26 protein-coding genes and 2 tRNA genes are annotated in these 24,593 nt (G+C 60.0%); 11 read left to right on the top strand and 17 right to left on the bottom strand.

Features of this window, described 5'->3' with window-relative positions; genetic code table 11:
• Nucleotides 1-5 precede the first annotated feature (5 nt).
• Together ACSOSP_RS17540 and ACSOSP_RS17535 are read left to right on the top strand one after the other, a co-directional pair.
• On the top strand, nt 6-1,196 hold the full coding sequence (locus ACSOSP_RS17540; protein ID WP_455311023.1) for an MFS transporter: 1,191 nt from the start codon (nt 6-8) through the stop codon (nt 1,194-1,196).
• Between the two features lie 134 nt (nt 1,197-1,330).
• A tRNA-Ser gene (locus ACSOSP_RS17535) sits at nt 1,331-1,420 on the top strand.
• Nucleotides 1,421-1,486: 66 nt separating this feature from the next.
• On the opposite strand, the gene ACSOSP_RS17530 is transcribed toward ACSOSP_RS17535, so the two are convergent.
• The 3 genes from ACSOSP_RS17530 to ACSOSP_RS17520 form a co-directional block, all read right to left on the bottom strand.
• Entirely contained in the window at nt 1,487-1,774 is a 288-nt protein-coding gene (locus ACSOSP_RS17530) for a BrnA antitoxin family protein (protein WP_158936422.1), read from the bottom strand.
• Nucleotides 1,761-2,027 (bottom strand): BrnT family toxin, encoded by a 267-nt coding sequence (locus ACSOSP_RS17525; protein ID WP_455308578.1) that lies wholly within the window; start codon nt 2,025-2,027, stop codon nt 1,761-1,763. The genes ACSOSP_RS17530 and ACSOSP_RS17525 overlap by 14 nt, the downstream gene beginning before the upstream one ends.
• 135 nt (nt 2,028-2,162) lie before the next feature.
• The gene (locus ACSOSP_RS17520; protein ID WP_455308577.1) at nt 2,163-2,321 is read right to left on the bottom strand and encodes a hypothetical protein; all 159 of its coding nucleotides are present in this window, start codon (nt 2,319-2,321) and stop codon (nt 2,163-2,165) included.
• Between the two features lie 114 nt (nt 2,322-2,435).
• On the opposite strand from ACSOSP_RS17520, the gene ACSOSP_RS17515 reads away from it, so the two are divergent.
• Nucleotides 2,436-2,924: an energy transducer TonB family protein gene (locus ACSOSP_RS17515; RefSeq protein ID WP_455308576.1), complete on the top strand. Its 489-nt coding sequence runs from the start codon at nt 2,436-2,438 to the stop codon at nt 2,922-2,924.
• A 349-nt stretch (nt 2,925-3,273) separates the two neighbouring features.
• Nucleotides 3,274-4,533, top strand: a complete 1,260-nt coding sequence (locus ACSOSP_RS17510) for an MFS transporter (RefSeq protein ID WP_455308575.1) — start codon at nt 3,274-3,276, stop codon at nt 4,531-4,533.
• Nucleotides 4,534-4,597: 64 nt separating this feature from the next.
• On the opposite strand, the gene ACSOSP_RS17505 is transcribed toward ACSOSP_RS17510, so the two are convergent.
• The gene (locus ACSOSP_RS17505; protein ID WP_455308574.1) at nt 4,598-5,731 is read right to left on the bottom strand and encodes an OpgC domain-containing protein; all 1,134 of its coding nucleotides are present in this window, start codon (nt 5,729-5,731) and stop codon (nt 4,598-4,600) included.
• 207 nt (nt 5,732-5,938) lie between these two features.
• Between ACSOSP_RS17505 and ACSOSP_RS17500 the strand changes: the two genes are divergently transcribed.
• Nucleotides 5,939-6,118 carry a hypothetical protein gene (locus ACSOSP_RS17500; RefSeq protein ID WP_455308573.1) on the top strand — a complete coding sequence of 60 codons (180 nt, stop codon included), beginning with the start codon at nt 5,939-5,941 and terminating at the stop codon, nt 6,116-6,118.
• A gap of 296 nt (nt 6,119-6,414) precedes the next feature.
• Nucleotides 6,415-7,785, top strand: a complete 1,371-nt coding sequence (locus ACSOSP_RS17495) for a chloride channel protein (protein WP_455308572.1) — start codon at nt 6,415-6,417, stop codon at nt 7,783-7,785.
• A 212-nt stretch (nt 7,786-7,997) separates the two neighbouring features.
• On the opposite strand, the gene ACSOSP_RS17490 is transcribed toward ACSOSP_RS17495, so the two are convergent.
• From ACSOSP_RS17490 to map, 6 genes are all read right to left on the bottom strand, one after another.
• Nucleotides 7,998-8,303, bottom strand: a complete 306-nt coding sequence (locus ACSOSP_RS17490; RefSeq protein ID WP_436204998.1) for a YXWGXW repeat-containing protein — start codon at nt 8,301-8,303, stop codon at nt 7,998-8,000.
• A gap of 235 nt (nt 8,304-8,538) precedes the next feature.
• A complete protein-coding gene (minE, locus tag ACSOSP_RS17485) occupies nt 8,539-8,793 on the bottom strand; it encodes a cell division topological specificity factor MinE (RefSeq protein ID WP_031359136.1) in 255 nt (84 codons plus the stop codon).
• Between the two features lie 9 nt (nt 8,794-8,802).
• The gene (gene minD, locus ACSOSP_RS17480; protein WP_031359135.1) at nt 8,803-9,618 is read right to left on the bottom strand and encodes a septum site-determining protein MinD; all 816 of its coding nucleotides are present in this window, start codon (nt 9,616-9,618) and stop codon (nt 8,803-8,805) included.
• 96 nt (nt 9,619-9,714) lie between these two features.
• Nucleotides 9,715-10,470: a septum site-determining protein MinC gene (gene minC, locus ACSOSP_RS17475; RefSeq protein ID WP_455308571.1), complete on the bottom strand. Its 756-nt coding sequence runs from the start codon at nt 10,468-10,470 to the stop codon at nt 9,715-9,717.
• A gap of 209 nt (nt 10,471-10,679) precedes the next feature.
• Nucleotides 10,680-11,210, bottom strand: a complete 531-nt coding sequence (locus tag ACSOSP_RS17470; protein ID WP_455308570.1) for a GNAT family N-acetyltransferase — start codon at nt 11,208-11,210, stop codon at nt 10,680-10,682.
• Nucleotides 11,211-11,403: 193 nt separating this feature from the next.
• A complete protein-coding gene (gene map / locus ACSOSP_RS17465) occupies nt 11,404-12,186 on the bottom strand; it encodes a type I methionyl aminopeptidase (RefSeq protein WP_455308569.1) in 783 nt (260 codons plus the stop codon).
• Between the two features lie 262 nt (nt 12,187-12,448).
• On the opposite strand from map, the gene ACSOSP_RS17460 reads away from it, so the two are divergent.
• A complete protein-coding gene (locus ACSOSP_RS17460; RefSeq protein WP_455308568.1) occupies nt 12,449-12,811 on the top strand; it encodes a hypothetical protein in 363 nt (120 codons plus the stop codon).
• Nucleotides 12,812-12,901: 90 nt separating this feature from the next.
• On the opposite strand, the gene ACSOSP_RS17455 is transcribed toward ACSOSP_RS17460, so the two are convergent.
• Nucleotides 12,902-13,396 carry an outer membrane beta-barrel protein gene (locus ACSOSP_RS17455; RefSeq protein WP_455308567.1) on the bottom strand — a complete coding sequence of 165 codons (495 nt, stop codon included), beginning with the start codon at nt 13,394-13,396 and terminating at the stop codon, nt 12,902-12,904.
• Nucleotides 13,397-13,846: 450 nt separating this feature from the next.
• Here ACSOSP_RS17455 and ACSOSP_RS17450 point away from each other — a divergent pair, with 450 nt between their 5' ends.
• A complete protein-coding gene (locus tag ACSOSP_RS17450) occupies nt 13,847-14,215 on the top strand; it encodes a hypothetical protein (protein ID WP_455308566.1) in 369 nt (122 codons plus the stop codon).
• A 107-nt stretch (nt 14,216-14,322) separates the two neighbouring features.
• Here ACSOSP_RS17450 and ACSOSP_RS17445 read toward each other — a convergent pair.
• From ACSOSP_RS17445 to ACSOSP_RS17435, 3 genes are all read right to left on the bottom strand, one after another.
• Nucleotides 14,323-14,412 (bottom strand) — tRNA-Ser (locus ACSOSP_RS17445).
• A gap of 154 nt (nt 14,413-14,566) precedes the next feature.
• Nucleotides 14,567-15,865, bottom strand: a complete 1,299-nt coding sequence (gene serS / locus ACSOSP_RS17440) for a serine--tRNA ligase (protein WP_455308565.1) — start codon at nt 15,863-15,865, stop codon at nt 14,567-14,569.
• A 184-nt stretch (nt 15,866-16,049) separates the two neighbouring features.
• Nucleotides 16,050-17,363 (bottom strand): replication-associated recombination protein A, encoded by a 1,314-nt coding sequence (locus tag ACSOSP_RS17435; protein ID WP_455311021.1) that lies wholly within the window; start codon nt 17,361-17,363, stop codon nt 16,050-16,052.
• A 246-nt stretch (nt 17,364-17,609) separates the two neighbouring features.
• Here ACSOSP_RS17435 and cytX point away from each other — a divergent pair, with 246 nt between their 5' ends.
• Complete coding sequence (cytX, locus tag ACSOSP_RS17430; RefSeq protein WP_455308564.1) at nt 17,610-18,983, top strand: putative hydroxymethylpyrimidine transporter CytX; 1,374 nt, start codon at nt 17,610-17,612, stop codon at nt 18,981-18,983.
• A gap of 90 nt (nt 18,984-19,073) precedes the next feature.
• On the opposite strand, the gene lolA is transcribed toward cytX, so the two are convergent.
• Nucleotides 19,074-19,739 (bottom strand): outer membrane lipoprotein chaperone LolA, encoded by a 666-nt coding sequence (lolA, locus tag ACSOSP_RS17425; protein WP_455308563.1) that lies wholly within the window; start codon nt 19,737-19,739, stop codon nt 19,074-19,076.
• Nucleotides 19,740-19,796: 57 nt separating this feature from the next.
• Complete coding sequence (locus ACSOSP_RS17420; protein WP_455308562.1) at nt 19,797-22,115, bottom strand: DNA translocase FtsK; 2,319 nt, start codon at nt 22,113-22,115, stop codon at nt 19,797-19,799.
• 378 nt (nt 22,116-22,493) lie between these two features.
• On the opposite strand from ACSOSP_RS17420, the gene trxB reads away from it, so the two are divergent.
• On the top strand, nt 22,494-23,489 hold the full coding sequence (gene trxB / locus ACSOSP_RS17415; RefSeq protein ID WP_455308561.1) for a thioredoxin-disulfide reductase: 996 nt from the start codon (nt 22,494-22,496) through the stop codon (nt 23,487-23,489).
• Here the strand turns inward: trxB and ACSOSP_RS17410 are convergent.
• Nucleotides 23,440-23,763, bottom strand: a complete 324-nt coding sequence (locus tag ACSOSP_RS17410) for a hypothetical protein (RefSeq protein WP_455308560.1) — start codon at nt 23,761-23,763, stop codon at nt 23,440-23,442. The genes trxB and ACSOSP_RS17410 overlap by 50 nt on opposite strands.
• Here ACSOSP_RS17410 and ACSOSP_RS17405 point away from each other — a divergent pair.
• Nucleotides 23,756-24,592: a Smr/MutS family protein gene (locus ACSOSP_RS17405; RefSeq protein WP_455308559.1), complete on the top strand. Its 837-nt coding sequence runs from the start codon at nt 23,756-23,758 to the stop codon at nt 24,590-24,592. The two genes, ACSOSP_RS17410 and ACSOSP_RS17405, sit on opposite strands and share 8 nt — an antisense overlap.
• The last annotated feature ends 1 nt before the right edge of the window (nt 24,593 follow it).

The following is a 24,593-nucleotide window of genomic DNA, read 5'->3' as shown; positions in this document are numbered from 1 at the left end:
CCGTGATGCGGCACCGGCCCTTTGCGCTCTTCTGGAGCGCGCGGGTGATGTCATCGGTTGCGTTCCAGATGATGTCGGTGGCAATCGGCTGGCAGATCTACTCGATCACACACAGCGCGTTCGCACTCGGGCTCGTCGGCCTCTCGCAATTCCTGCCGATGTTCATGCTCACGCTGGTGGTCGGTCATGTGGCTGACCGCTACGATCGGCGCACGATCGCGTTCGTCTGTCAGGCAATTCAGGGGGTGGCCGCGTTGACGCTGTGCGTGGCGACGTGGCACGGAATGACCAGCCAGGGCCTGATCTATTTGATCGCGGCTGTTGCCGGCTCGGCACGCGCGTTCGAGTCGCCGTCGATGGCCGCACTCTTGCCCAACCTGATTCCACGCGCCCAGTTGCAGTACGCGACCGCGTGGTCGACGTCGGCTAACCAGAGCGCACAGATCCTCGGACCGGCAATGGGTGGTCTGCTCTACGGACTCGGAGCGCTGACGGTATATGGCGCGGTGGCGGTGGCGTTCATCGGGGCGGCGGTGGCGTTGTCATCGATAAGGATCGAACAAGTGGTGCGCACGCGCACGCCGCTGACGTTCGAATCGCTCTTCTCCGGCATCGCCTTCATTCGACGCAAGCCTGTGATTTTGGGGGCGTTATCGCTTGATCTGTTCGCGGTGTTGCTTGGCGGCGCGACTGCGCTGCTGCCGGTTTTCGCCCGCGATATCTTGCACGCCGGGCCGTGGGCGCTTGGCGTATTGCGCGCGGCGCCTGCCGTCGGCGCGCTGGCCGGATCGATATATCTCGCGCATTTCCCGTTGCGGCGGCGGGCCGGGACGGCGTTGTTCGGCGGTGTGATCGCGTTTGGCATTGCGACGATCGTGTTCGGGCTGTCGCGGAATCTGTATGTCTCGCTGATCGCGCTGGCCGCGCTCGGCGCCTCCGATGTGATCAGCGTCGTCGTGCGCATGTCGCTCGTTCAACTCCAAACACCCGACGATATGCGAGGACGCGTGGGCGCCATCAATTCGCTGTTTATCGGGACATCGAATCAGCTGGGGGAGTTCGAGTCCGGGATGACGGCGGGACTGTTCGGCGCAGTGCCCGCAGTGCTGATTGGCGGCGTAGGAACGATCGCCGTTGCGTTGTTATGGATGCGATTGTTTCCCGGTTTGCGAGCAACGAGGTCGCTGGAAGGGTGAGGCGGTTTTGCTTGATGTTTTGCTTGGTGGACGCCCGCGAAAGTTGCGCTACAATACGCGCCTTGCCGGAAAGGTGCGACGCGGTTCAGGCGCATTTTTCTTGTAGTTGCTGTGTGTGAAAATTTGTGAAACGTGGAAGCGTGGCCGAGCGGTTTAAGGCACTAGTCTTGAAAACTAGCGACGGGGTGACTCGTCCGTGAGTTCGAATCTCACCGCTTCCGCCAAACACCGGCATTCCGGCTTGTCCGCAACTCTCTGCTTTAAATCCCTCGCCTTCGTACCAGACCAATTCACACCGCCAGTTCGTCCGGCGAGTGGGTCTTGAGCCAATCGGCCAAAACCACGTCGATACGCGTCTGCCATCCCTCACCTGACGCACGAAACGCCTCCACGACCTGCGGCGAAAGTCGAAGTGACAATGGAATCTTCGTTGGCGCTTTTTGCGGCCCGCGAACACCTGTCTTCGCCCGCAACGACGCGGGTAACGCAGCGCCACCGCGCTTGAACGTCTTGACGTCCGCGGCGGTCAGTTCACGTACTTCTCCGCTCTCGTCGATCATGGGCTTACGTGCTGGCATAGCGATTTACCTCTCTCGAATTAGCTTTACGAAAACTGATCACGCGAATTCCATCATGGGTTTCTGTGAAACAGAGAACATGCAAGCGATCGTCGAGATACCCCAACGCGACGTACCGTACTTCCCCATAAACACGCCGATCATCCGTGCCGATCAACGCTGTCTCGAAATTGAAATCTGCCGCCCGTTCGAACGATAAACCGCGTTCGCCGATGTTGCGGGTGCTCTTAACCACATCGAAGGAGACTTGCATCAGGCAAATTGTATATACAAAATTCGTGGAAAGCCAGGTTTTTTGTATATACAAATATCGAACGAGGCGCGTTGATAAAAAAACCCGCATCGTCACCGATGCGGGTTTCAGCTTGCGGGACGCGCCTACTCAGTTTCACCCCACGTCCGGCTCGCCCTCGCCTGGCTTCTTCCCAGGCTTATCGCTTGGGGCCTGCTTACGGTCTTCGTCGTCGCGCTCGGGCATCTTGCTTGACTCGTTATCACTATGTTCGACGGGCTTCGGTTGGTTCAAATCAGCTGAATCATTGCTCATGGTCTTCTCCTTGCGCATCAACATGCCGTGGGTGTGCAAAAAGGGGCAGCAAGTCCCGGACCAGCCGCGTATTGTTAAGTATGAGTACAACGAAATCGCGGAGCTTCGCCTGTCATGACCTCCAGCCTGAAAATCGCGCTTATCACACGTAACGCGCTTGCCACAGCACTAGCGGCCACTATCGCCGCCTGCACGATCACCCCGCCACCTAGCGCGCTCGAGCCAAAGCCGGCCGCCGCCGTCAGCGGCGCCACTCTCGATCAATACAAGGTGCGCGTGGCGCAACAGATCTTCGACCGCAATCCTTCGCTGGTGCTCAAAGGCACGCCCCAAGCGATGCTGCGCTCGCTCGTCGTGGTCGCGTTCACCGTGGACCGCAGCGGCCGCGTGATCCGCTCGTCGGTCTATCGGACCAATGGCGACGACGAAGCCGAAGCCACCGCGCTCGCGTCGCTGCGACGCGCATCGCCATTGCCCACACCGCCGGCGCGCCTGCTCGATGGCAACGGCCATCTCGAGTTGTTCGAGGACTGGCTCTTCAACGACAACGGTCAGTTCCAGCTACGCAGCGTCCATTCACCGCAGGCGACGACCATCGATTAAATGGAAAAAGCAGAATCAATGGTCCTTCCACCAATACGGTTTCCTTGCAGGCTGTGGCGCACGATCGTTATAATTTTCGATACCCCGCGCCGGCCATGCCGGCAAAGCCGTCGCCTTCGCCCATCCAGCGCTTGAGCCGGCGTCTGACCGGTCGACTCCGCGACATACCACGCGCAGTTCAACACCGTTCGTTTTCACCGCTGCACGCCGCCTCATTGCGCATTCAATACAAAGTGTCCCAACGCGCGTTCGCATTCCCGGACGCGACACGAAGGGCGAACCCGGAGACGCCATGTCATCAGCTTCACCATCGGGCTCTTTTCCCACATCGCCGGCAAGCGACGCGAAAATGAGCACCTCCCGTGTGATCTTCGCGAGTTTTATCGGCACGGCAATCGAGTTCTACGATTTCTATGTCTACGCGACGGCCGCTGCGCTCGTCATCGGCCCGGTCTTTTTCCCGCATAGCTCGCCCGCGGCGCAAGCGTTATCGGCGTTCGTCACGTTTGGCATCGCGTTCATCGCACGGCCGATCGGCTCGTTCATCTTTGGCCACTTCGGTGACCGCATCGGGCGAAAATCGACGCTCGTCGCCTCGCTGCTCGTGATGGGCGTGTCGACCACCTTGATCGGCTTCGTGCCGGGCTACGCGTCCATCGGCAGCCTGGCGCCGGTGCTGCTGTGCATCCTGCGCTTCGGCCAGGGCATCGGGCTCGGCGGTGAATGGGGCGGCGCAGCGCTCCTCGCCACCGAATACGCGCCGCAAAACAAGCGCGGCTGGTTCGGCATGTTCCCGCAGCTTGGGCCGTCGGTGGGATTCCTGGCATCGAATGGACTGTTCTTCGGACTGGCGCTCTCGCTCACCGATGAACAATTCCGTAGCTGGGGCTGGCGCGTGCCGTTTCTCGTCAGCGCCGTGCTGGTGGCGCTCGGGCTTTATGTGCGCCTGAAAATTGCGGAAACGCCAGCGTTCCGTGAGGCTATCGAGAAAAAGGAACGCGTGCGCGTGCCTATCGCGACGTTGTTCGGCCAATACCTGAAACCGACGCTGCTCGGCGCGATCGCGATGATCGTCTGCTACACGCTCTTCTATATCTCGACGGTTTTCTCGCTCTCGTACGGCGTCTCGACGTTGCATTTCACGCGCGAGAAATTCCTTGGCCTGCTGTGTTTCGCGGTGATTTTCATGGCGATCGCCACGCCGATTTCCGCATTAGCCAGCGATAAATTCGGCCGCCGGCCGGTGCTGATCGTGGGTTGTATCGCGGCCATCCTGTCGGGCTTCACGATGGCCCCGCTGCTCGGCAGCGGCAACACGTACGCGGTCGCGCTGTTTCTCACCATCGAACTGTTCCTGATGGGCATCACTTTTGCGCCGATGGGCGCGCTGCTTCCCGAGTTGTTCCCGACCAACGTGCGTTATACCGGCGCTGGCGTGGCGTATAACGTGGGCGGCATTCTGGGGGCGTCGGTAGCGCCGTACATCGCGCAACTGCTGGCGAATCGCGGCGGTTTGGCGTGGGTCGGCGGGTATGTATCGGTCGCGGCGGCAATCAGCCTGCTCGGCGTCCTGTGCATGCGGGAAACGCGGGACATCAAACTTTCGTAGCGCTCAATGCGTGCCGGCGACGCTTCATGAAGCTCACCGGCACGCATTGTTCAAACTCCCTCTTTCATCTATCGCGCCGATTGACAGCATGCGCCGGCACCGTCGGCCCCTTCGGCAACCGCGCCCGCTGCGCCTCCTTGCGATCGCGCCAGAAAGCCGCGAGCCAGATCAGGCTGCCAATCGCGACGACGTCGCCGCCCAGCCCCGCTATCCACTGATATTGCCCGAGCGACACGACCCGCAAGGCGGTATCGATAACCAGCGACATGCACGCGCCCGCAATAAAGCACACCAGCCCCTGCTTGCCGATGTTGACCACGCTCGGCAGGCTCTTCGCCAGCGCCTTTATCCATCCGGCGTGCACCGCCTGAGCGAACAGCCACGCGATCACGACAAAACTCACAATGCGCAGGCTCGCCAGGTTCTGTTTCATGTACCCGGGCGGCGCTTGCGTCTCCAGGAACAGCTTCGCGAATGCAAACGTCAGGAACACGACAACGGCCGCACGGGTCATCCAGCGAGCGGTTTTCGAATCGTGGAATTCGGCGGGAATCGGCTGCACGCGAGCCAGAATGCCGAGCGCGAACATCAGTTGCCACGCGAACGGATTGAACGACCACCCTTCCGCGTAAGCCGACGGCAGCCATTGCGCGAGAGACGATGCAAAAAGCCATACGCCGAGACTGCCGAACAACACCACAACCGGCTTACGTTCAGCCAGCGGCACCACGAACGGCACAGCGAGCGCGAACATGGCGTACATGGGCAATACCGCCGAGAGATACGGCTGATGCCGCAAGGTCGCGACATCGAACGTCAGCCCCAGCGGCTGGGCCAGGAACGTCGGCCATTCGGTGATCTGGAGCATCGGGGTGTCGACGCGCAGCCACATGAGCATCGCCCCGCCGAGCAGCATCATCACGGCGGTGAACAGGTACGCGCGATAAATCTCCCAACTGCGCTTCAGGAAGCGCAGGCGCGCGGCCCCGTGACTTCGGTTCGCTGCCAGCGTTGTATAAGCGGCGGCCGATGCATATCCCCCGAGGAACACAAAAACCTCTGCGGAATCGCAGAACGCGTAACTATGAAGTGTAAATCTGGATAAAACGCTTCCCGAAATATGATCGACGGCAATCACCAGCAGCACGAGTCCCCGGAAGAAATCCACTTCAAGAGAACGGCGATTCGGCGAATTCATAAATGCAACTCCGTGGATGAAGTTTGCCCTTCCCGGGAAAACACCAATCCGGGTTAGTACGGACTGCGCCCGGAAAATTCCCATCAGATCATTAGATAAATACGACAGCCCCAGCCTTGATTATTTTTATGCAACTTGCGTACCGGCACGCGCTGTCTATACTCGTCAAACACTCAACAAAGACTGAACAATCGTGAGGCCAGCGTCATGCGCATTCATCTTCAAAGTGCTGATGTTGTAGCGATAATCGCCATCGCGCTTTTCACCGCACTCATGCTGGCCGTGCGTTTCCGGACGACGAGCTGGCGCGGGATCGTACTGCAGGCATTGCTTGCAAACGCCGGCGCCATTGCCGCCGTAGTCGCTTTCGAAGTAATGACAACCTGATCTTCAGTAAGCGCTTCACGTCCCGCCTAATACAGTAATCGATAAAACTTTCAATCTGCCTGGGTCATCGTTGAAACGTTTGCGTGTCATTCAAATACCTGAATAAAACATTACTTATTAATTACGTTTTTCTCTCCACTCTCGCCACCCCGACGAGAGTGTTTTTGGGGCGCCGGCTCATAGCCGCGCCCCGTTTTCTTTTCAAAGCGGGTTATCCGGGAGCGATCGGCTTGATTATTGCGACAAATCGGTATACTCACCGCTTTGCCGACAGCCGGTCGCATGGCTCACTGCACATGATTCGAGCGTTACGGTCTCTTCCCCGCTTTACTCTTCGACGCGCGCGCAACCTCTGGTACCGCTACGGCATTTTCTGGGTTGGCGCGATCGCGGTCGGGCTGGTCGCCGTGTTGTACGCGAGGCTCATCGACTGGGGCTATAACGCTTTTCGCGCGGTTCAGCACGACCATGTGTGGTTGCCGCTGATCCTGACGCCGGCGGTGGCCGCGTTATCCGTCTGGCTCACGCGAAAATTTTTCCGCGGCTCGGAAGGCAGCGGCATCCCGCAGGTTATCGCCGTGTTGCACAGTCCGCCGGGGCTGGGGACTCGGCTGTTGTCGCCAGCCATCCTGATCGCCAAGATGGGGATCTCGTTTATCGCGATCCTCGGTGGTTTCACCATCGGCCGCGAAGGTCCGACCGTCCAGGTCGGCGCGGCACTGATGTACAACCTGCGACGACTCTTTCCCCGCTCGAACGCCCGCATTGAACGGCAACTCGTGCTGGCCGGCGCGGCGGCGGGCTTATCGGCGGCCTTCAACACGCCACTTGCGGGCATTGTGTTCGCGATCGAAGAACTGACGCGCAGTTTCGAAGCGCGTACGAGCGGCGTGCTGATCACGGGCATCATTCTCGCGGGTATCGTCGCGCTCGGCCTGAACGGCAATTACACCTATTTCGGCACCATCGAAGTCGACGCGCATTTCCCCAGCTTGCTGGCGGTCGCGGTGGTGATCACGGCTATCGTGACGGGCATCGCGGGCGGCGCGTTTTGCTGGTTGCTGCTCAACACGTCCAAGTGGATTCCGGCACGTCTGCGCGAGATGCATGCGACGCGCCCGGTCGTGTTCGCCACGCTCTGCGGGCTGATCATCGCCGTGGTCGGACTTGTGTCGGGCGGTACGACCTTCGGCAGCGGTTACGCCGAGGCGCGCGGCCTGCTGGAAGGCCACGAGCACCTCTCGGCGCTGTATCCTCTGCTCAAGATGGTCTCGATGATCGGCTCGTATCTGCCCGGCATTCCGGGCGGCATCTTCGCGCCGTCGCTATCGATTGGCGCCGGCTTCGGCAACGTGCTGCACATGGTCTTCAGCCACATGCAGTTGTCGATGCTGATTGCGCTCGGCATGGTCGGTTATCTGGCGGCCGTCACGCAGTCGCCGATCATGTCGTTCGTGATCGTGATGGAAATGATCAACGGCCATGCGCTGGTGATCTCGCTGATGGCAACAGCATTGATCGCGAGCCGGGTGTCGCGCCTCTTCTCGCCGCCGCTTTACGAAGCCTTGGCCGAGCGCTACATGACCCCATTGCCCTCACCCGTGCCACGGGCTTCACCGGAACTGCCCGAAACGCCCGTCGAGGACGAAGAGCCGGTGACCAAATAAAGCTTGGGCAAACTTAATAAACGTAGACGCGTGGCACCGGATGATAAGCATAAGGATGCGCCGGCACGACAATACAACCACCCAGCATGGTTGCGAGCAAGCCGATAATCAACAGTTTGGTTTTCATGTGGAACTCCGGCAACGGGTTTATCGAATCAGATTCGGGCGGTGCTTGATGGACCGCCCTCGAGGGGTATCAAGCCGAGAAGGCGTCAGGCCCAGTGTCCAGGCATCCAGCGCCATGCGCCGCCACGCGCGATCCAGTGTCCCGGCACCCAGTGGTAACCCACGCGCTCGACTTGCCAATGCCCCGGATTCCACACGTATTGGCCGTGTTCCCAGCGCCAGTGGCCGTTATCCCAGACATAACCCACGCGAGCCGGCGGAACGGATTCCACGCGCACCGGCGGCGGCGCATTCGGCGCCACGATAATCACTTCAGCCGATGCGCTTCCGGCTACCGCCGCAACGCCGGCCAGAACAATCGCCGCCTGGGCAATGAACAAACGTATTTTCATGATCGGCCTCTTGAGTTGGTCGCCTCGTATCAGCGATACACACTCAATGCGCGAGGCCACGGTTTAGCCGACAGCGCCCGTGTAACGGCGATGGCTAAACTGCAACGGAATATTGATGTAAGTCGACTTAGAGGTGCAAACGCACAAGTGAAAAGGCCGGAATCGAATGATTCCGGCCTTCGGATGCTGCGCGCCAGGAAGATACGTCAGCGCTGGTTCAAATCGTCATCCACTTTCACACCGATGGAATTTCGATCTTCACTTCGAGTACTTCGAGATCGTCCTGACGTTCGAGGCTTACCCGGATATCGTCGCTTGAAATCTTCACGTACTTGGAAATCACGGCAACGAGTTCTCGTTGCAACGCCGGCAGATAATCGGCGGGTGCATGTCCGCCCGCTCGCTCGTGCGCGATGATCAACTGCAAGCGTTCCTTCGCGACCGAAGCGGACTTCTTTTTCTCGCCCAGCAAAAACGAAAGAATCGACATTGCGTCCCCTTACTTGTTGCCGAAGATGCGTTGCAACAGACCTGGCTTCTGATAGTCGGTGAAGCGCAGGGACTTTTCTTCGCCGAGAAAGCGCGAAACGATGTCCTTGTAGGCTTCAGCCACATCAGTGCCATCGAGGTGCACGGCCGGCAGACCCTGGTTGGACGCATGCAGCACCGCTTCCGATTCAGGAATCACGCCGATCAATTCGATCCGCAGGATTTCCTGGATGTCGGTCAGCGAGAGCATCTCGCCTTCGCTCACGCGCTTCGGGTTGTAGCGTGTGATCAACAGATGTTCCTTGATCGGCTCCTTGCCTTCAATTGCGCGCTTCGTCTTCGACGAAAGAATGCCGAGAATGCGGTCCGAGTCACGCACGGACGACACTTCCGGGTTCGTCACGATCAATGCTTCATCGGCGAAATGCATGGCCAGCAACGCGCCCGATTCGATCCCCGCCGGCGAGTCGCAGACGATGTATTCGAAGTCCATCGCGATCAGGTCGTTGATGATCTTCTCTACGCCGTCTTGCGTCAGCGCGTCTTTATCGCGGGTCTGCGAGGCCGGCAGGATGAACAGGTTCTCGCACTTCTTGTCCTTGATCAACGCCTGGTTGAGGTTCGCTTCGCCCTGGATCACGTTGATGAGGTCGTACACCACGCGGCGTTCGCAGCCCATGATGAGATCGAGATTGCGCAGGCCGACATCGAAGTCGATAACAGCCGTTTTGTGCCCGCGCAACGCGAGGGCCGATGCGAAGCTCGCGCTGGTGGTCGTCTTGCCGACGCCGCCCTTGCCCGAAGTCACCACAATGATTTTTGCCATTCCTGTACCTTGTGTTCGTCAATTAAATCCGCTTGCATTCTGTCCGAGAGCGCGCCGTCCCAATCAGGCGCGCTCGGCTGATTTTCATCAGGCCTCTCAGGTCAGCCGCAGCGGTTCGATCATCAGTTTTTCTTCGTCGAGCCAGATCTGCACCGACTTGCCCAGGACATCGGGGCCGAGCGGCGTTTCCATCGTCCTGTAGATGCCGGCAATGGAGATCAGTTCCGGTTCCAGACACGTGCAGAAAATCCGTGCGTCGAGGTTGCCGTGCACGCCCGCGAGCGCGCGGCCACGCAACGGCGCGTAGATATGAATGTTGCCTTCCGCGATCACTTCCGCGCCGTAGCTCACGAGCCCCAGCACGACGAGATCGCCCTTCGCATAGACCTGCTGGCCCGAACGCAACGGCCGGTCGATGATGGTCGTCTTCGGTACCGGCACGCTCGGCGCAGGCGTTTGCGCCACGGCCGCTTCGATCACGGCAGCCGCCTCGGTGTTTTCAACGCCCGCGTCGACCGACGGCTTCGGTGCGCCGCGCCGGTCGCGTGCTTCGAGCAACGGCAGCGCGCCTTCGGACGCCCATGCCTGGTCCGCCGATGCCACTACACCGATGGGGCGCATGCGTACGCTGTCGAGCAACGCTGCGAGCTCGCTGATCGATATGCGCTCGTCGGCCGCCAGACGGCGCACGTCGATGGCGACAGTATCGTTCGCGAAAAACTCGGGAGTCGCTTCGAAGCGCCGCGTGAGTTCCGTTCGCAGCGCGTCGAGGTCGGTAGTCTTGACGACAAACAGAAGCGTGTCGACAGAGCCGCTGCGCAATTCGAAAAAGGGCGTTTTTTTGAGCGACATAGGTAAAGCCAAAAATTTTGCGTATTTTACAGGCGTGAGCGCAAGCAAACGGAAAATTTCAGATTGCCGCCCGAACGCGGGCAGCATGATGTGAAAAGAGAACGAGATAGGCGAGACAGGCAACGGCAAGATGAGCCGGGACTTGGAAACCACACTGCAGCCGCCCTGAAGCCACGCGAACCGTGGCCAATCAGCCTCGGATGCTCAGGTCATGCGCTCAAGTCACGCGAATCGATCACGCGGCGCACGAGCAGCGTTTCATAGGCCTCGGGATGCGCCGGAATCCGGCGACGTTCACCGGTAGGACCAAAGCCCAAGCGCTCGTAGAACCGCATGGCGTTGCGGTTTTCGTCGGTGACCCAGGCAAAGACGTCATGCACGCGCCGCTCCGCGAGCCATTGCGTGGCGGCATTCACGAGCAACTCGCCACCGCGCAGATGCCTCACCGCAGGCGCCACCCACAACGCGTAGACGAATGCGCGCGGTGCAGGCGCTTCATCGACAAACGCACCCACCAGGCCCGCCGGATGACCTTCGGTGTACAGGATAAACGTCGCGATAGCGGGTGAATTCGCGTGGCGGTCGGCCGTTTCGTCGAAGCTTGCGACGTCGGCGGACAAGGCCTCCTCCAGCGTCTCACCGAACGCGTAAGGCGCCTCGCGCAATGAGGCCGTGCGAAGCTCGCGCAGGACTGCACCTTGATGCGCGGTGATCCTGCGAACAGTAAGTGAAGGACTCATGCGGGTGTTTTTCTCTCAAGCTTTAACAAGCTTCTTAAGCTTTCTTAAGCCGGCTTGGTCTGTTTAATAGCTTCAACCGAACAGGCTAACGAGTCAAATCATTATTTCAGTCAATGCGCGACGTGCCCTCATCGTGGGTCTCTCTCCCCACCACATCGCTTATTTCATGGTGTTTTATCAGCTTTATGCTGCTTTACGGTGCAGCGTATTCGCCTGTTCCATCAGGCCACGGCGTCAGTAATTCGAAGCCGTCGTCAGTCACCACGACCATATGCTCCCATTGCGCCGACAACGACCGGTCCTTGGTCGTCACGGTCCAGCCATCGCGCGATTGCTGCGTTGCAGCGCGGCCTGCATTGACCATTGGCTCGATGGTGAAAACCAGTCCGGGCTTCAAACGCAATCCTGCTCCCGGTTGTCCGTAATGCAGCACTTGCGGGTCCTCGTGATACACACGGCCGATGCCGTGTCCGCAATACTCGCGCACGATCGAATAACCCTCGCGGTTGGCTACTGACTGGATCGCATAACCCACATCGCCCAGCGTCGCGCCCGGACGCACCGCCCGAATGCCGGCGACCGTTGCCTCATACGTCGTGTCGCACAGCCGTTTGGCCTCACGGCTCGGCGTGCCGGCGTAGTACATGCGGCTGGTATCGCCGAAATAGCCGTCCTTGATGATCGCGACGTCGATGTTGATGATGTCTCCGTCTTTCAGCGCGCGTGGGCTGGGAATACCGTGACAGACAACATGATTCACCGACGTGCAAATGGTCTTGGTAAAACCCATGTAGCCCACGTTTGCCGGGATCGCCTTCAGTTCGTCGACAATGAAGCGGTTGCAGATTGTATCCAGCTCTTCCGTGGTGATACCGGGCTGCACATGCTCGCCGATCATCGCGAGGACTTCTGCGGCCAAGCGCCCGGAAATACGCAGTTTTTCGATGTCGGCAGGCGACTTGAGTGTAATGGCCATGGAGCGTTGGTGTGTCGGCGCGCAATATCGATGTATCGCGGACGCATTATTTCAGGATGCCGGCGATGATAGCATCGCACGCTTTTTCGCTCTTTTTTTGATGGCGCGCAGGATTGCCTTGCGGTCGCGCGACGTCATGCTTTAGGCTTGGTCCAGCTTGATTCAGTTTGCTCGCGCGGGTTGTTTTGGCCCCTGATTTGCGGCCTGTTTTTGTTCCGATGCTGCCTCGTTTGTTCCTCGTTTTCGCTGACGCCCATTGCTTATGCCCTCACGCCGAGTTGTTCCGTTCACCTTCTTGTTTGTGTCCTTGATAGCGTCTGTCATTGCGCTCGCCGCGTGCAGTTCTGCAAGCGTCCCTGAGCTTCGCGCTTCGAATCCGGTGATCTACGTGTCGTCGCACCGCCAGCCGGCTGATGTGCTGAATTGCCTTGAGGACAAGTTGCCTTCAGTGTCCGCGTCGAAGCTCGGTAGTGCTTCGGAATTGCTGGTCGGGCCGAACGCATGGCTGGTTACGCTCTCGCCATCGCAATATGGATCGACCGTAAAGGTGCAAAAGTCTTCAGAAGAGTATGGCGGATTGCCCGAACCTGAAATGCGCTTCGATATAGCGCGCTGCACGACTTGAATTCAATTGGCATCAGCCAAATAAAATCCCCGGAGAATGATTATTCGTCCGGGGATTTTTTAATATTGGCTCAATAAATTATTAAACCAATCAGAAGTAGTAGTGAACTCCGACTGTCACGCTGTCATTATGGCGTTTGGTGCCATCATGGCTGCTTGAATCAGCTGTCCATTCAGCCGCGACGCTGAATTGCTTCGCGAACTTGTATTCAACGCCCAAGCCACCGTGAAGGCGCGCATTGGGCCAGCTTCCAGTCATACCCAAACGTGCGTAAGGCATGATCGTGTTGAATGGCATTCCGAACTTGAGATCGATGCCGCCATCTTTGTAGGTCGTCGAACCGTGGTGGAAATCCGCGAACACTTCTGCGCCGATCACGAACTGCTTCACATCGAACCCATAGCCCGCGGTCAGGCCGGGGAAAAACGTTGCATGAGAAGACTTGTTGACGACGCCGGACGCGTCAGACCAGTTCTCCCCGACCTTGACACCGGCGTAGGGGCCGGCGAACTCGCTTGCCTGAGCGCACGAAAGACCGGTCAGGGCGATGACCAGTGCGGCAAAAAACTTCTTTAAATTGGACATGGAAGTCGATACATAACATTAAATTAAAAAGCAACGCTAATTGCCACGTTCGTGCACATTCACTGTTAATAAGATTTACGGAATTTATATTGATCAGAATCTCGCAACGAAGCGAAAGATTAAATTGCAAGGACGTGCGTGACCAATCGGAGCGCTCTTAATTATCTTTTTGGCGTTATTATTTATAGACTTCTGGTTCGCAGGCGCCGCAGGGGAAGGAGGTTACGATGGTTTTGTGATCAATTTGCAACGAGTGTTAATAGCACGTCTATGCGATTAAATTAACAGAATGCAACGAATTAAGAGTTTGAATCAGATACGAATATAACGGTAGTTCCAATTAGGTTTAATAAGCGAATCCACGTTTTCATTTCATGAAACGCTTCGACTGCGGCCGGATGTGCCCGTCGCGGCCTCTATCGCCACCGTTCTCACAACGGAAGTACACGCATGAACCACCTCGCTTTCAATGTCTGCAGAAGCTTGCTGACGGCGGCAGCGGCCGCTGCATCGCTTTGCTTCATGGCAGAGGCGCAGGCTACTGACCCGGTCGACCCGACTGTCGACAAGCCAGTCCCGCTGTCTGTAGCACCTGTCCATGTATATCGGCCGCCCTCTATTGTCGGGACGTCACAGCCGGCGTCCGACCCAAAGCCCGCATCCGGGGCAGATGACTGGTCGAGCCGGCAAACGCCCAGTATTGAGAAGCCGGACAACTGGGCATGCAGGACGTCGAATAATCTGGCGCGGAGTTCAGCCGGCAGAAATCCCGACGGCAAGTCGACCTTCGATATTGAGCGCTTGCTGCCAAAGTGCTGATGAGTGAACGCGTGGCGGCGCGTTGACGTGCGGCTCAAGGGACGTTCCAGCGGCGCCGGAAAGGCAAAAACCCCGCTGATCTTTCGATCAGCGGGGTTTTTTGAATTTGGCGGAAAGGGTGAGATTCGAACTCACGGTACGCCTAAACGTACACTGGATTTCGAGTCCAGCGCATTCGACCACTCTGCCACCTTTCCATTTACTGCAACCGCTTTGCTGCTTGTTACCAGCTTTTTGCGGTCTTCGCTGAGCGGGTCGATGCTCAGCGAAGAGAAAGATTATAGACGACTCGGAATCGATTTCCAACCCCTTTTCGTGAGCCGGTTACAACACAGCAGCTCAATCCGCTGCTTACTCCGATCCCCGCACTTCCAGTTTTTCGACACCACGCATGTACGGCCGCAAAACCGCCGGCACCGTCACCGATCCATCCGCATTCTGGAAGTTCTCGAGCACCGCAACGAGCGTGCGACCGACCGCCAGTCCCGACCCGTTCAACGTATGAACAAACTCGGGCTTGCCCTGCGCATTGCGGAAACGCGCCTGCATCCGGCGAGCCTGAAACGCTTCGGTATTCGAACAGCTCGAGATCTCGCGATAGGTGTTTTGCGCCGGCAGCCAGACTTCCAGGTCGAATGTCTTCGATGCCGAAAATCCCATGTCGCCCGTGCACAGCGAAACCACGCGGTACGGCAGTTCGAGCTTCTGCAGGATCGCTTCGGCGTGTCCGACCATTTCGTCGAGCGTGTCGTACGATTTTTCCGGCGACACAACCTGCACCATTTCGACTTTGTCGAACTGATGCTGGCGGATCAGGCCACGCGTATCGCGGCCGTACGAGCCCGCTTCAGAGCGGAAGCAGGGTGAATGCGCGGTGAGTTTCACCGGCAGCGCAGCGGCTTCGAGAATGCTTTCGCGCACCGTGTTCGTCAGCGAAATCTCGGAGGTCGAAATCAGATATTGCGTGACCGTGTTTTCTTCGCCGCCCTTCTCCACCCGGAACATGTCGTCCGCGAATTTGGGCAACTGTCCAGTGCCGACCAGGATCTCCGGATTCACGATATACGGCGTGTACGCCTCCGTGTAGCCGTTCTGCTCGGTGTGGGTGTCGATCATGAACTGGGCAAGCGCACGATGCAGCCGCGCGATCTGGCCGCGCAACAGCGTAAAACGCGCGCCGGAGAGCTTGGCTCCGGTCTCGAAGTCGAGGCCGAGCGGTGCGCCTACATCGACGTGATCCTTGACCTCGAAATCGAACGAACGCGGCGTGCCCCAGCGGCGCAACTCTACGTTCTCCGTCTCGTCGCGGCCAACCGGCACGCTCTCGTGCGGCAGGTTCGGCACGCCGAGCATGAGGTCAGAGAGGCGTTTCTGGATATCGTCAAGTTGTGCCGACGACGCTTTCATGGTGTCGCCAATTCCGCTCACTTCCGCCATCACCCCGGCAGTATCTTCGCCGCGACCCTTCATTCCACCGATCTGCTTTGACAGCGTGTTGCGACGCATCTGCAGTTCTTCGGTCCGCGTCTGGATCTCGCGACGTTCGGTTTCCAGTGCCGCGAAAGCCGCGACGTCGAGGGTGTAGCCGCGTTGGGCCAGGCGCTGGGCGACAGCGTCGGGGTCTTTGCGCAGAAGTTGAATGTCGAGCATGGCAGGGCCGGTTCTTAGTAGGTGCGAATCCGCGATTTTAGCTCAGCACCGAGGGGTTATTGGCGTGCTGTGGTCGCGTTAGCCGTTCGGCCTGATGTCCGAGGCGTTTTCCGTTCCAGAAAAACCTCTCTCGAAATTGGTCGCAGCGCTTTTATACACAATCTCAAGCTGCGCGCACCCTCGATCACTTCTTCTCGCCCTTGTTCTCGCGCCGCCATTGCGCGTCCATCTCGGCCAGCCGCGCCATCTTCTCGCCGATCTTGCCCTCCAGGCCGCGCGGCGTCGGCTCGTACCAGTGCGGATCGCGCATGCCGTCCGGCAGATAGGTTTCGCCCGCCGCGAACGCGTCGGGTTCATCGTGGGCATAACGGTATTCATGCCCGTAACCCAACTCCTTCATCAGCTTCGTCGGTGCGTTGCGCAAGTGCACCGGCACCCCGCGCGACTGATCCTTGCCGACAAACTGTCGCGCCGCATTATAGGCCTTGTAGCCGGCGTTCGATTTCGGCGCGATCGCCAGATAAATCAGCGCCTGCGCGAGCGCCAGCTCACCTTCCGGTGTGCCCAGCCGCTCGTAGGTCTCGGCGGCATCGAGCGCAATCCGCCCCGCCCGCGGATCGGCGAGACCAATGTCCTCCCATGCCATGCGCACGATGCGCCGCGCCAGATATCGCGGATCGGCGCCGCCATCCAGCATTCGGCAAAACCAGTAAAGCGTCGCGTCCGGATTACTGCCGCGCACCGATTTATGCAGTGCGCTGATCTGGTCGTAGAACGCGTCGCCACCCTTGTCGAAACGACGCAAATTCTCGGCGAGCGCACTGCCGAGCAACGCGCCGTCAATATGCGTCGATTTCTTCTGCGCCGCCGCCCGCGCAACGATCTCGAGATTGTTGAGCAGCTTGCGGCCGTCGCCATCGGCGGAACCGATGAGTGCGTCGCGCGCTTCATCGGTGAATGTGAGACCGCCGAGTTCGCCCTGGGCCCGGTCCAGCAGCTCGGTGAGCTCGCTTGCGTCGAGGCTTTTCAGCACGTAAACGGCCGCTCGCGACAGCAATGCGCTGTTCACCTCGAACGATGGATTCTCGGTCGTTGCGCCCACGAACACGAACAGGCCCGACTCCACATGCGGCAAGAACGCGTCTTGCTGGCTCTTGTTGAAGCGATGCACCTCGTCAACGAACACCAGCGTCTGATGCCCGTTCGCCCGATGAATCTGCGCCAGTTCGACCGCCTCGCGAATGTCCTTCACGCCCGACAACACCGCCGACAGCGAGATGAATTCAGCGTGAAACGCCGCCGCCATCAAGCGCGCGAGCGTGGTCTTGCCGACGCCCGGCGGTCCCCAGAGGATCATGGAATGCGCCTCGCCGGACTCGAACGCGACACGCAGCGGCTTGCTGGCGCCGAGCAGGTGTTTCTGGCCGATCACCTCGTCGATAGTGCGAGGACGCAGACGCTCGGCAAGCGGAACATTGGCACGGTTTTCTTCGAACATGGCGCTCTGGAGGGTTTCCGGATAGGTCGGGGTAGATCTGGACAATGCGTCTGAATACTGCGCAATTTGGGCAAACACAGCGATAATCGTGCGCTTTTCGAGACAGACGCCGCCGCTGCTTCAAAATGGACGTTTCGGCTCGAAAAAACGCGAATCGCGACGCATCGGGTGATTATGACAGCCGCGGACGAACCGAAGAAACGCGCATGAACCGGGCCAAGCCCTACAGATAAGGACGAAACGCGAATGGCAAAAGGGAACACGACGGGCAACACCACGGAGAACACGACCGGCACGACAGGCACGACAGGCGAAACCGGCGCATCGACTTATGCGCCACTTCTGCCGGTCCCCGCCGCGCGCCGCGCGTTCGGCACATCGGACGCCTTCGCCCTGTGGTTTTCACTGGGCATCGGCTTGCTGGTGGCGCAGGCCGGGGCGCTGCTCGTGCCGGGCATGTCGTTGCCGCACGCGCTCGCGGCTATCGTGATCGGCACGGTGATCGGCGTGGTCTTGCTGGCGCTCGCGGGCGTAGTCGGCACCGACACGGGCCTCGCCGCCATGTCGTCGTTGCGGCCGACGCTTGGGACTCGCGGCGCATCCGTGCCCGCGGTGATCAACGCGGTGCAACTGGTCGGCTGGGGCTCGTTCGAAATCATCGTGATGCGCGATTCCGCCGATGCCCTCGCCAAACAATCATTCGGCCTCTCCATGCCGCTGATCTGGACCTTGATCTTCGGCGTGCTGGCGACAGCGCTCGCCATCACCGGGCCATTGTCCTTCGTCCGGCGCTTCTTGCGCACGTGGGGGATCTGGCTGCTGCTCGGCGGCGCGGGCTGGTTGACGTGGAATCTGCTGTCGAAACAAGACTTTGGCGCGCTGATGGCCCGTCCCGGCACGGGTGACATGCCGTTCGGCGCGGGTATCGACCTGGTGGTCGCGATGCCGCTTTCGTGGCTGCCGCTGATCGCGGATTACACGCGTTTCGGGAGCAGCGCGGGCGGCACGTTCCGCGGCACGCTGTTCGGCTACGGAATCGCGAACATCTGGTTCTATGCGCTCGGTGCGTTCTACGGCCTGGCGGCCGGCGGCGGCGATGCGCTCTTGACCGTTGCATTGGCCCAGGCGGCGGGCGGGATTGCGCTGCTGCTGATTCTCATCGATGAAATCGACAACGCCTTCGCCGATATCCATTCCGCCGCCGTGTCCACCGGCACGTTCTGGGCGAAGGCAAGCGTGCCGATGTTGTCGTCGGCGTTCGGCGCGTTGTGCACGCTGATCGCGCTGCTCGTGCAAATGGGCAAGTATCAGAACTTCCTGCTGCTGATCGGCTCGGTGTTCGCGCCGCTATTCGGGGTGGTGCTGGTGGATCACTTTATCGTGAGAAAACGTCGCGTTGAAGTCGCTGCGCTCACCGATCCACGCGGCCCGTACGGATTCTCGGGCGGTTGGCACGTGAGCGGGTTTATTGCGTGGGCGTTGGGCATCGCGGCGTATCACGCGATCAACCAGTGGCTGCCGAACCTCGGCGCCACGCTGCCTGCGCTCGTTGTGGGCGCGCTGGCTTATCTCGCGCTGGTGGCGGGCCGCCGGGAACAACGGCAGTCGCCGGCGACTTAAGCGGAACTCAAGCGAGCGTTGCACGCGTGAGGACCGTCAAAATCCTCACGCCGGCCTGGACAACCTGGGCTTGAAGAACCTCCGTTACCGTCAGCCGTTGATCACATCCGCGCCCTTCGGCACGACGAACTTGAACTGATCGGCTTTCAGCGGCGGATTTTTCTGAATGTTCGAGAACGTCAGCAACGTGACATTGCCGAACACGTCATGCAATTCCATCGCTTCTAGATTGCCGTCCTTGAAGCCGATGCCCACCTGCTGGAATTGCGTGTCCTGCGCTTTCGGCGTCAGTTCCAGCCAGTCGATGCCATCCTTCACGCCCGCGTCGCGCGACGTGAAATTCTTGTCAAGGTCGTTGCTGCCGAAAAGAATCGCAGCCGGGCTCGCACCCAGCGCGTTGCCTAACGGCCGGATAGTGACCTGGTTCAAGTCTTTGTCGTACACATAGAGCTTGTCGCCGTCTGCCTGCAGTATTTGCGCATACGGTTTGTCGTACGCCCAGATGAACTTGCCCGGCCGCGCGAACGTAAACGTACCGCTCGACGTGCCACCAAGCCGCGCCGCCATGCCCTGCGTAGCCGATGCCGCCGCTTTGCTCGGCGCCTTCACTTCACGCTGGACGAAGTTGCCATGCGCCGAGTGAACCTGCGCGATAAACGCCTTCAACTGCTCGGTACCGCTTGCAAACGCCTGCGACGCCAGCAATAACGAAGCGCCAAAAACGACCGCTTTAATCGTCCGGCTTTGATACTTCATCGCCGATCTCAAAGCCGATCCCAAAACTGACTGCATATAAAAACTCTCCAGATAACCTTATTCGGCTTCACGCGCCGGCGTGAGGATTTCGCGATTGCCGTTCGAGGACATCGCCGAAACGAGCCCCGAGTTTTCCATTTGTTCGAGCAGCCGTGCTGCCCGGTTATAACCGATCCGCAGATGCCGCTGCACAAGCGAAATCGACGCGCGCCGGTTCTTGATCACGATTTCGACGGCCTGGTCGTAAAGCGGATCGGCTTCGCCTTCCCCGCCGCCCGCGCCGGCACCACCTGGCGCACCGTCCTCGCCATCGCCCAGCACGCCGCCCTCAAGCACGCCTTCAATGTAGTTCGGCTCGCCCTGCTCCTTGAGCTTCGCCACCACGCGATGCACTTCTTCGTCCGATACAAACGCGCCGTGGACGCGCACGGGCAATCCCGAACCCGGCGGCAGATAAAGCATGTCGCCCATGCCGAGCAAGGATTCGGCGCCCTGCTGATCCAGAATGGTCCGCGAATCGATCTTCGACGACACCTGGAACGCCATCCGCGTGGGCACGTTCGCCTTGATCAAGCCGGTGATCACGTCCACCGACGGCCGTTGCGTGGCGAGAATCAGGTGAATGCCGGCCGCGCGCGCTTTCTGCGCGATCCGCGCGATCAGCTCTTCCACCTTCTTGCCGACCACCATCATCAGGTCGGCGAGTTCGTCGATCACGACCACGATGGTCGGCAAGCGGTTAAGCGGTTCCGGTTCGTCCGGCGTGAGGCTGAACGGATTCGGGATCTTCTCGTCGCGCTTGGTGGCTTCGTCGATCTTGTTGTTGAAGCCCGCAAGATTACGCACGCCCATCTTGCTCATCAGCTTGTAGCGGCGTTCCATTTCGGCGACCGCCCAGTTGAGCGCGTTGCCGGCCTGCCGCATGTCGGTGACGACCGGACAGAGCAGATGCGGAATGCCTTCGTAGACGCTCATTTCGAGCATCTTCGGGTCGATGAGGATCATGCGGACTTCGTCGGCGGTGGCTTTGTACAACAGCGACAGGATCATCGCGTTGATACCCACCGACTTGCCCGAGCCCGTAGTGCCCGCCACCAGCAAGTGGGGCATCTTCGCGAGGTCGGCGCATATGGGCTTGCCACCAATATCCTTGCCGAGGCCCATGGTCAGGGGTGAAGCGGCATCGGCATAAACCTGCGAACCGAGGATCTCGGACAGACGCACGGTCTGGCGGCGCTGATTCGGCAACTCGAGCGCCATGTAATTCTTGCCCGGAATAGTCTCGACTACGCGAATGGAGACGAGCGACAGCGAGCGCGCCAGATCCTTCGCCAGCCCGACGATCTGCGAGCCCTTCACGCCCGTGGCCGGCTCGATCTCGTAGCGCGTCACGACCGGACCCGGGTACGCGGCCACCACGGCCACCTCCACGCCGAAATCCTTCAGCTTTTTCTCGATCAGCCGCGATGTGTATTCGAGCGTGTCGGCGGAAATGGTTTCCTTCACTTCCGGCGCGGCATCGAGCAACGCCAGCGGCGGCAGCGTGGAGTCGCCGGGGAGATCGGTGAAAAGCGGTACCTGCTTTTCCTTCTCCACCCGCGCCGACTTGGCCGGCGCGACCGGAGGCACGATCATCACAGGCTCCTGCTCTTCGATCTTCACGCGCCCGCGCACGACCTTGCCTTCGCGCTTCACGGCTGCCACCTCACCCAGCTTGCGGTCGCGGCCTGCTTCGCGGCGCATCCTTGCGCCGGTGATGGTCGCCATGATGCCGTCGCCGGTTTTTTCGCAAACGGACAGCCAGGAGAAGTTGAAATACAGCGACAAACCGATCGCCAGCGCGATCAGCAGGAACAGCGTAGCGCCGGTGAAACCCAGCGCGTGGGACACGCCGTGCGCAATCGCTTCGCCAACCACGCCGCCCGATGCATATTGGCGCGGCATCTGGACCTTGAGAGACCACATGCGCAACGCTTCAAGACCGTCGCTGGCGGCCAGCACCAGCACGAACGCGAACGCCTCGGCCAGCCACGTGCGATCTTTCGCCGGCGCTTCATCAGACGCTTCCTGATTCGTGATCCGCCGATAATTGGCGATGATCCGCCGCACCAGCAGCACAACCCACCAGTAAGCCGACAGCCCGAACAGAAGCAGCAGGATGTCTGCCGTCCACGCGCCCACGCGGCCGGCCCAGTTGGCGATCTGGTCGACTTGGGCGGCGTGGGTCCAGCTTGGATCGTGGCGGCTGTAGCTCACCAGCGCCATGAGCAGGAACACGCCGAGCGCGACCTGCAGGATCCATCGAATTTCGGTGAAAAGGCGCGACATGCGGTGCGGCAATGCCTGCGCGCTTGCAGAATAGGTAGCTTTTGCCATTGATCCGTAAGGCTTTCTGACCCGTTGCACGGGGATGCACCGGGTCGACAGGTTTAATGACGCATTGTAAACGCTGCATTGCGATGGTCGAGCAAAAATGGTCTGCGGTTTCACCCTGTAACACACGCGTTACAGGCAGCAAGCCTTGCAGCGTGCTATGGCCGCCATTGAAAGGATCACTCGGCGAGCGTTCTTCACCCCCTTTATAATGGCGCACTCGCACCTAACTACAGGTCACCGGCAGCAGTGCGCGGCATGCGGATCGCCGCCCTGAGCGAGTTTCTACTCTGCGCGCTGATGCCCATATGAACCGTTCAATCGATCAACGCAGACCAACGCGGATCAACGGTTCGGCCCTAACCACAACGGATTGCTCTCATGTCATCGCCCAAACACGCAAAAGTGCTGATTCTCGGTTCCGGCCCCGCCGGCTACACCGCCGCTGTCTACGCGGCGCGTGCCAACCTGTCGCCATTGCTGATCACGGGCATCGCGCAGGGCGGTCAACTCATGACCACCACAGACGTCGAAAACTGGCCCGGCGACCCATTGGGCGTGCAGGGTCCGGAACTGATGCAGCGTTTGCTGGAGCACGCCGAGCGCTTCAACACTGAAATTGTCTTCGATCACATCCACACCGCCAAGCTGACCGAACGGCCTATCCGCCTGATCGGCGACTCGGGCGAGTACACGTGCGACTCGCTGATCATTGCGACGGGCGCATCGGCGCAATATCTGGGCGTGCCGTCGGAAGAAGCGTTCATGGGCAAGGGCGTGTCCGCTTGCGCGACGTGCGACGGTTTCTTCTACAAGAACGGCGAAGTTGCGGTGATCGGCGGCGGCAACACGGCCGTGGAAGAAGCGCTGTACCTGGCGGGTATCGCCAAGAAGGTGACGGTGGTGCATCGCCGCGACAAGTTCCGCGCCGAGCCAATCCTGATCGACCGTTTGCTCGCGAAGGAAAAGGAAGGTCTGGTCGATATCAAGTGGAACCATGTGCTCGACGAAGTCACCGGTGACGCTTCCGGGGTGACCGGCTTGCGCATCAAATGCACCGACACCGGCGCGACCAGCGACGTGCCGCTGCAAGGCGTGTTCGTTGCAATCGGCCACAAGCCGAATACGGACCTGTTTGCCGGCCAGCTCGAGATGAAAAACGGCTACATCATCACGACCGGCGGCCTGCAAGGCAACGCAACGAGCACCAGCATTCCGGGCGTGTTCGCCGCCGGCGACGTGCAGGATCATATCTATCGCCAGGCTGTCACCAGCGCGGGCACGGGCTGTATGGCCGCACTCGATGCTCAGCGCTACCTTGAAAGCATCAACGAAAATCCCGCTGTGCACTCGATGAGCGCCGAAGCGGAACGGTAAACGGCTGGGAAGGCGGCGCGGCGTGATTGATACGACGCTTCGGCTGAATTCTGATTACGCCCCGGTCTGCCGGGGAAAAAGCTAAAAAACGCCGGTCGCGATCCTCTGGATCGGCCGGCGTTTGCGTTTTGAACATGGTCGACGCGGGATGAAAACCGGTTAAGAAAACACCCGGCGCGCCGATTTTTCCCCTTCCCATGTTAAAAAGGGTTTCCGGAAGCGGCGAAAAACGTGTTTCGCCGCCGTGCATTTTCTTCTGCCGTGCAATGCCCAAGAACCTGCCCCATCCGAACGAACCCCAGCTGAAACGCCAGCGCGACTCGGCGTCGGCGTCTTCTATCGCCGCCGCTTCGACCAAGGCCGCTGCGCCGACGCCGGAAGAGTTGTCGGCGGCGTTAAAACGCGATGGCCTCGCGGGCCTCGGCACGCTGCGCCGCTCACTCGAAGCGGAAGCCGCCAAACGCAAGATACAGCGCGCCGCCGCCGTGTTGGCCGAACGCGAAGCCGTGGCGGACGCAGATGTATTCCGTCGTTCGATCGGCGAAGTAGCGCCGCTCAAAGTCCCGCCCCGCATGCCACTCCCGCGTGTGCCGCCGTCGCCGCTGCCGCTGCAGACTCGCCTGGATGAAGAAGCCGTCCTGCACGAAGCGCTCTCCGATGAATACGATCCCGAAAGCCTTCTTGACACCGACGACACCCTCTCCTATTGCCGCCACGGCGTGCGCCAGGAAGTGGTGCGCAAGCTTCGGCGTGGCGCATGGATCGTACAGGCGCAACTCGACCTGCACGGCATGCGGCGCGAGGAAGCGCGTGAGGCGTTATCGGAATTTATCCGTGAAGCGGTGAAACGCGGGCTGCGCTGCCTGCGCGTGATCCACGGCAAGGGACTTGGGTCGATCGGACGCGAACCGGTGCTCAAGGGCAAAGTGCGCGCGTGGCTCGTGCAGAAAGAGGAAGTGATCGCATTCTGTCAGGCGCGGCCGCACGATGGCGGCGCGGGCGCCGTGCTCGTGCTGCTCCAGCCGGGCGGTTCGCCGCAGCATCACAGTCATCCGCAGGACCGGGATTCCGATCACCGGCGCGACCAGAGGAAGGGGCTGTAAC

It is taken from the genome of Caballeronia sp. KNU42, assembly GCF_053760385.1.
This window is presented reverse-complemented; position numbering and strand designations above follow the sequence as displayed.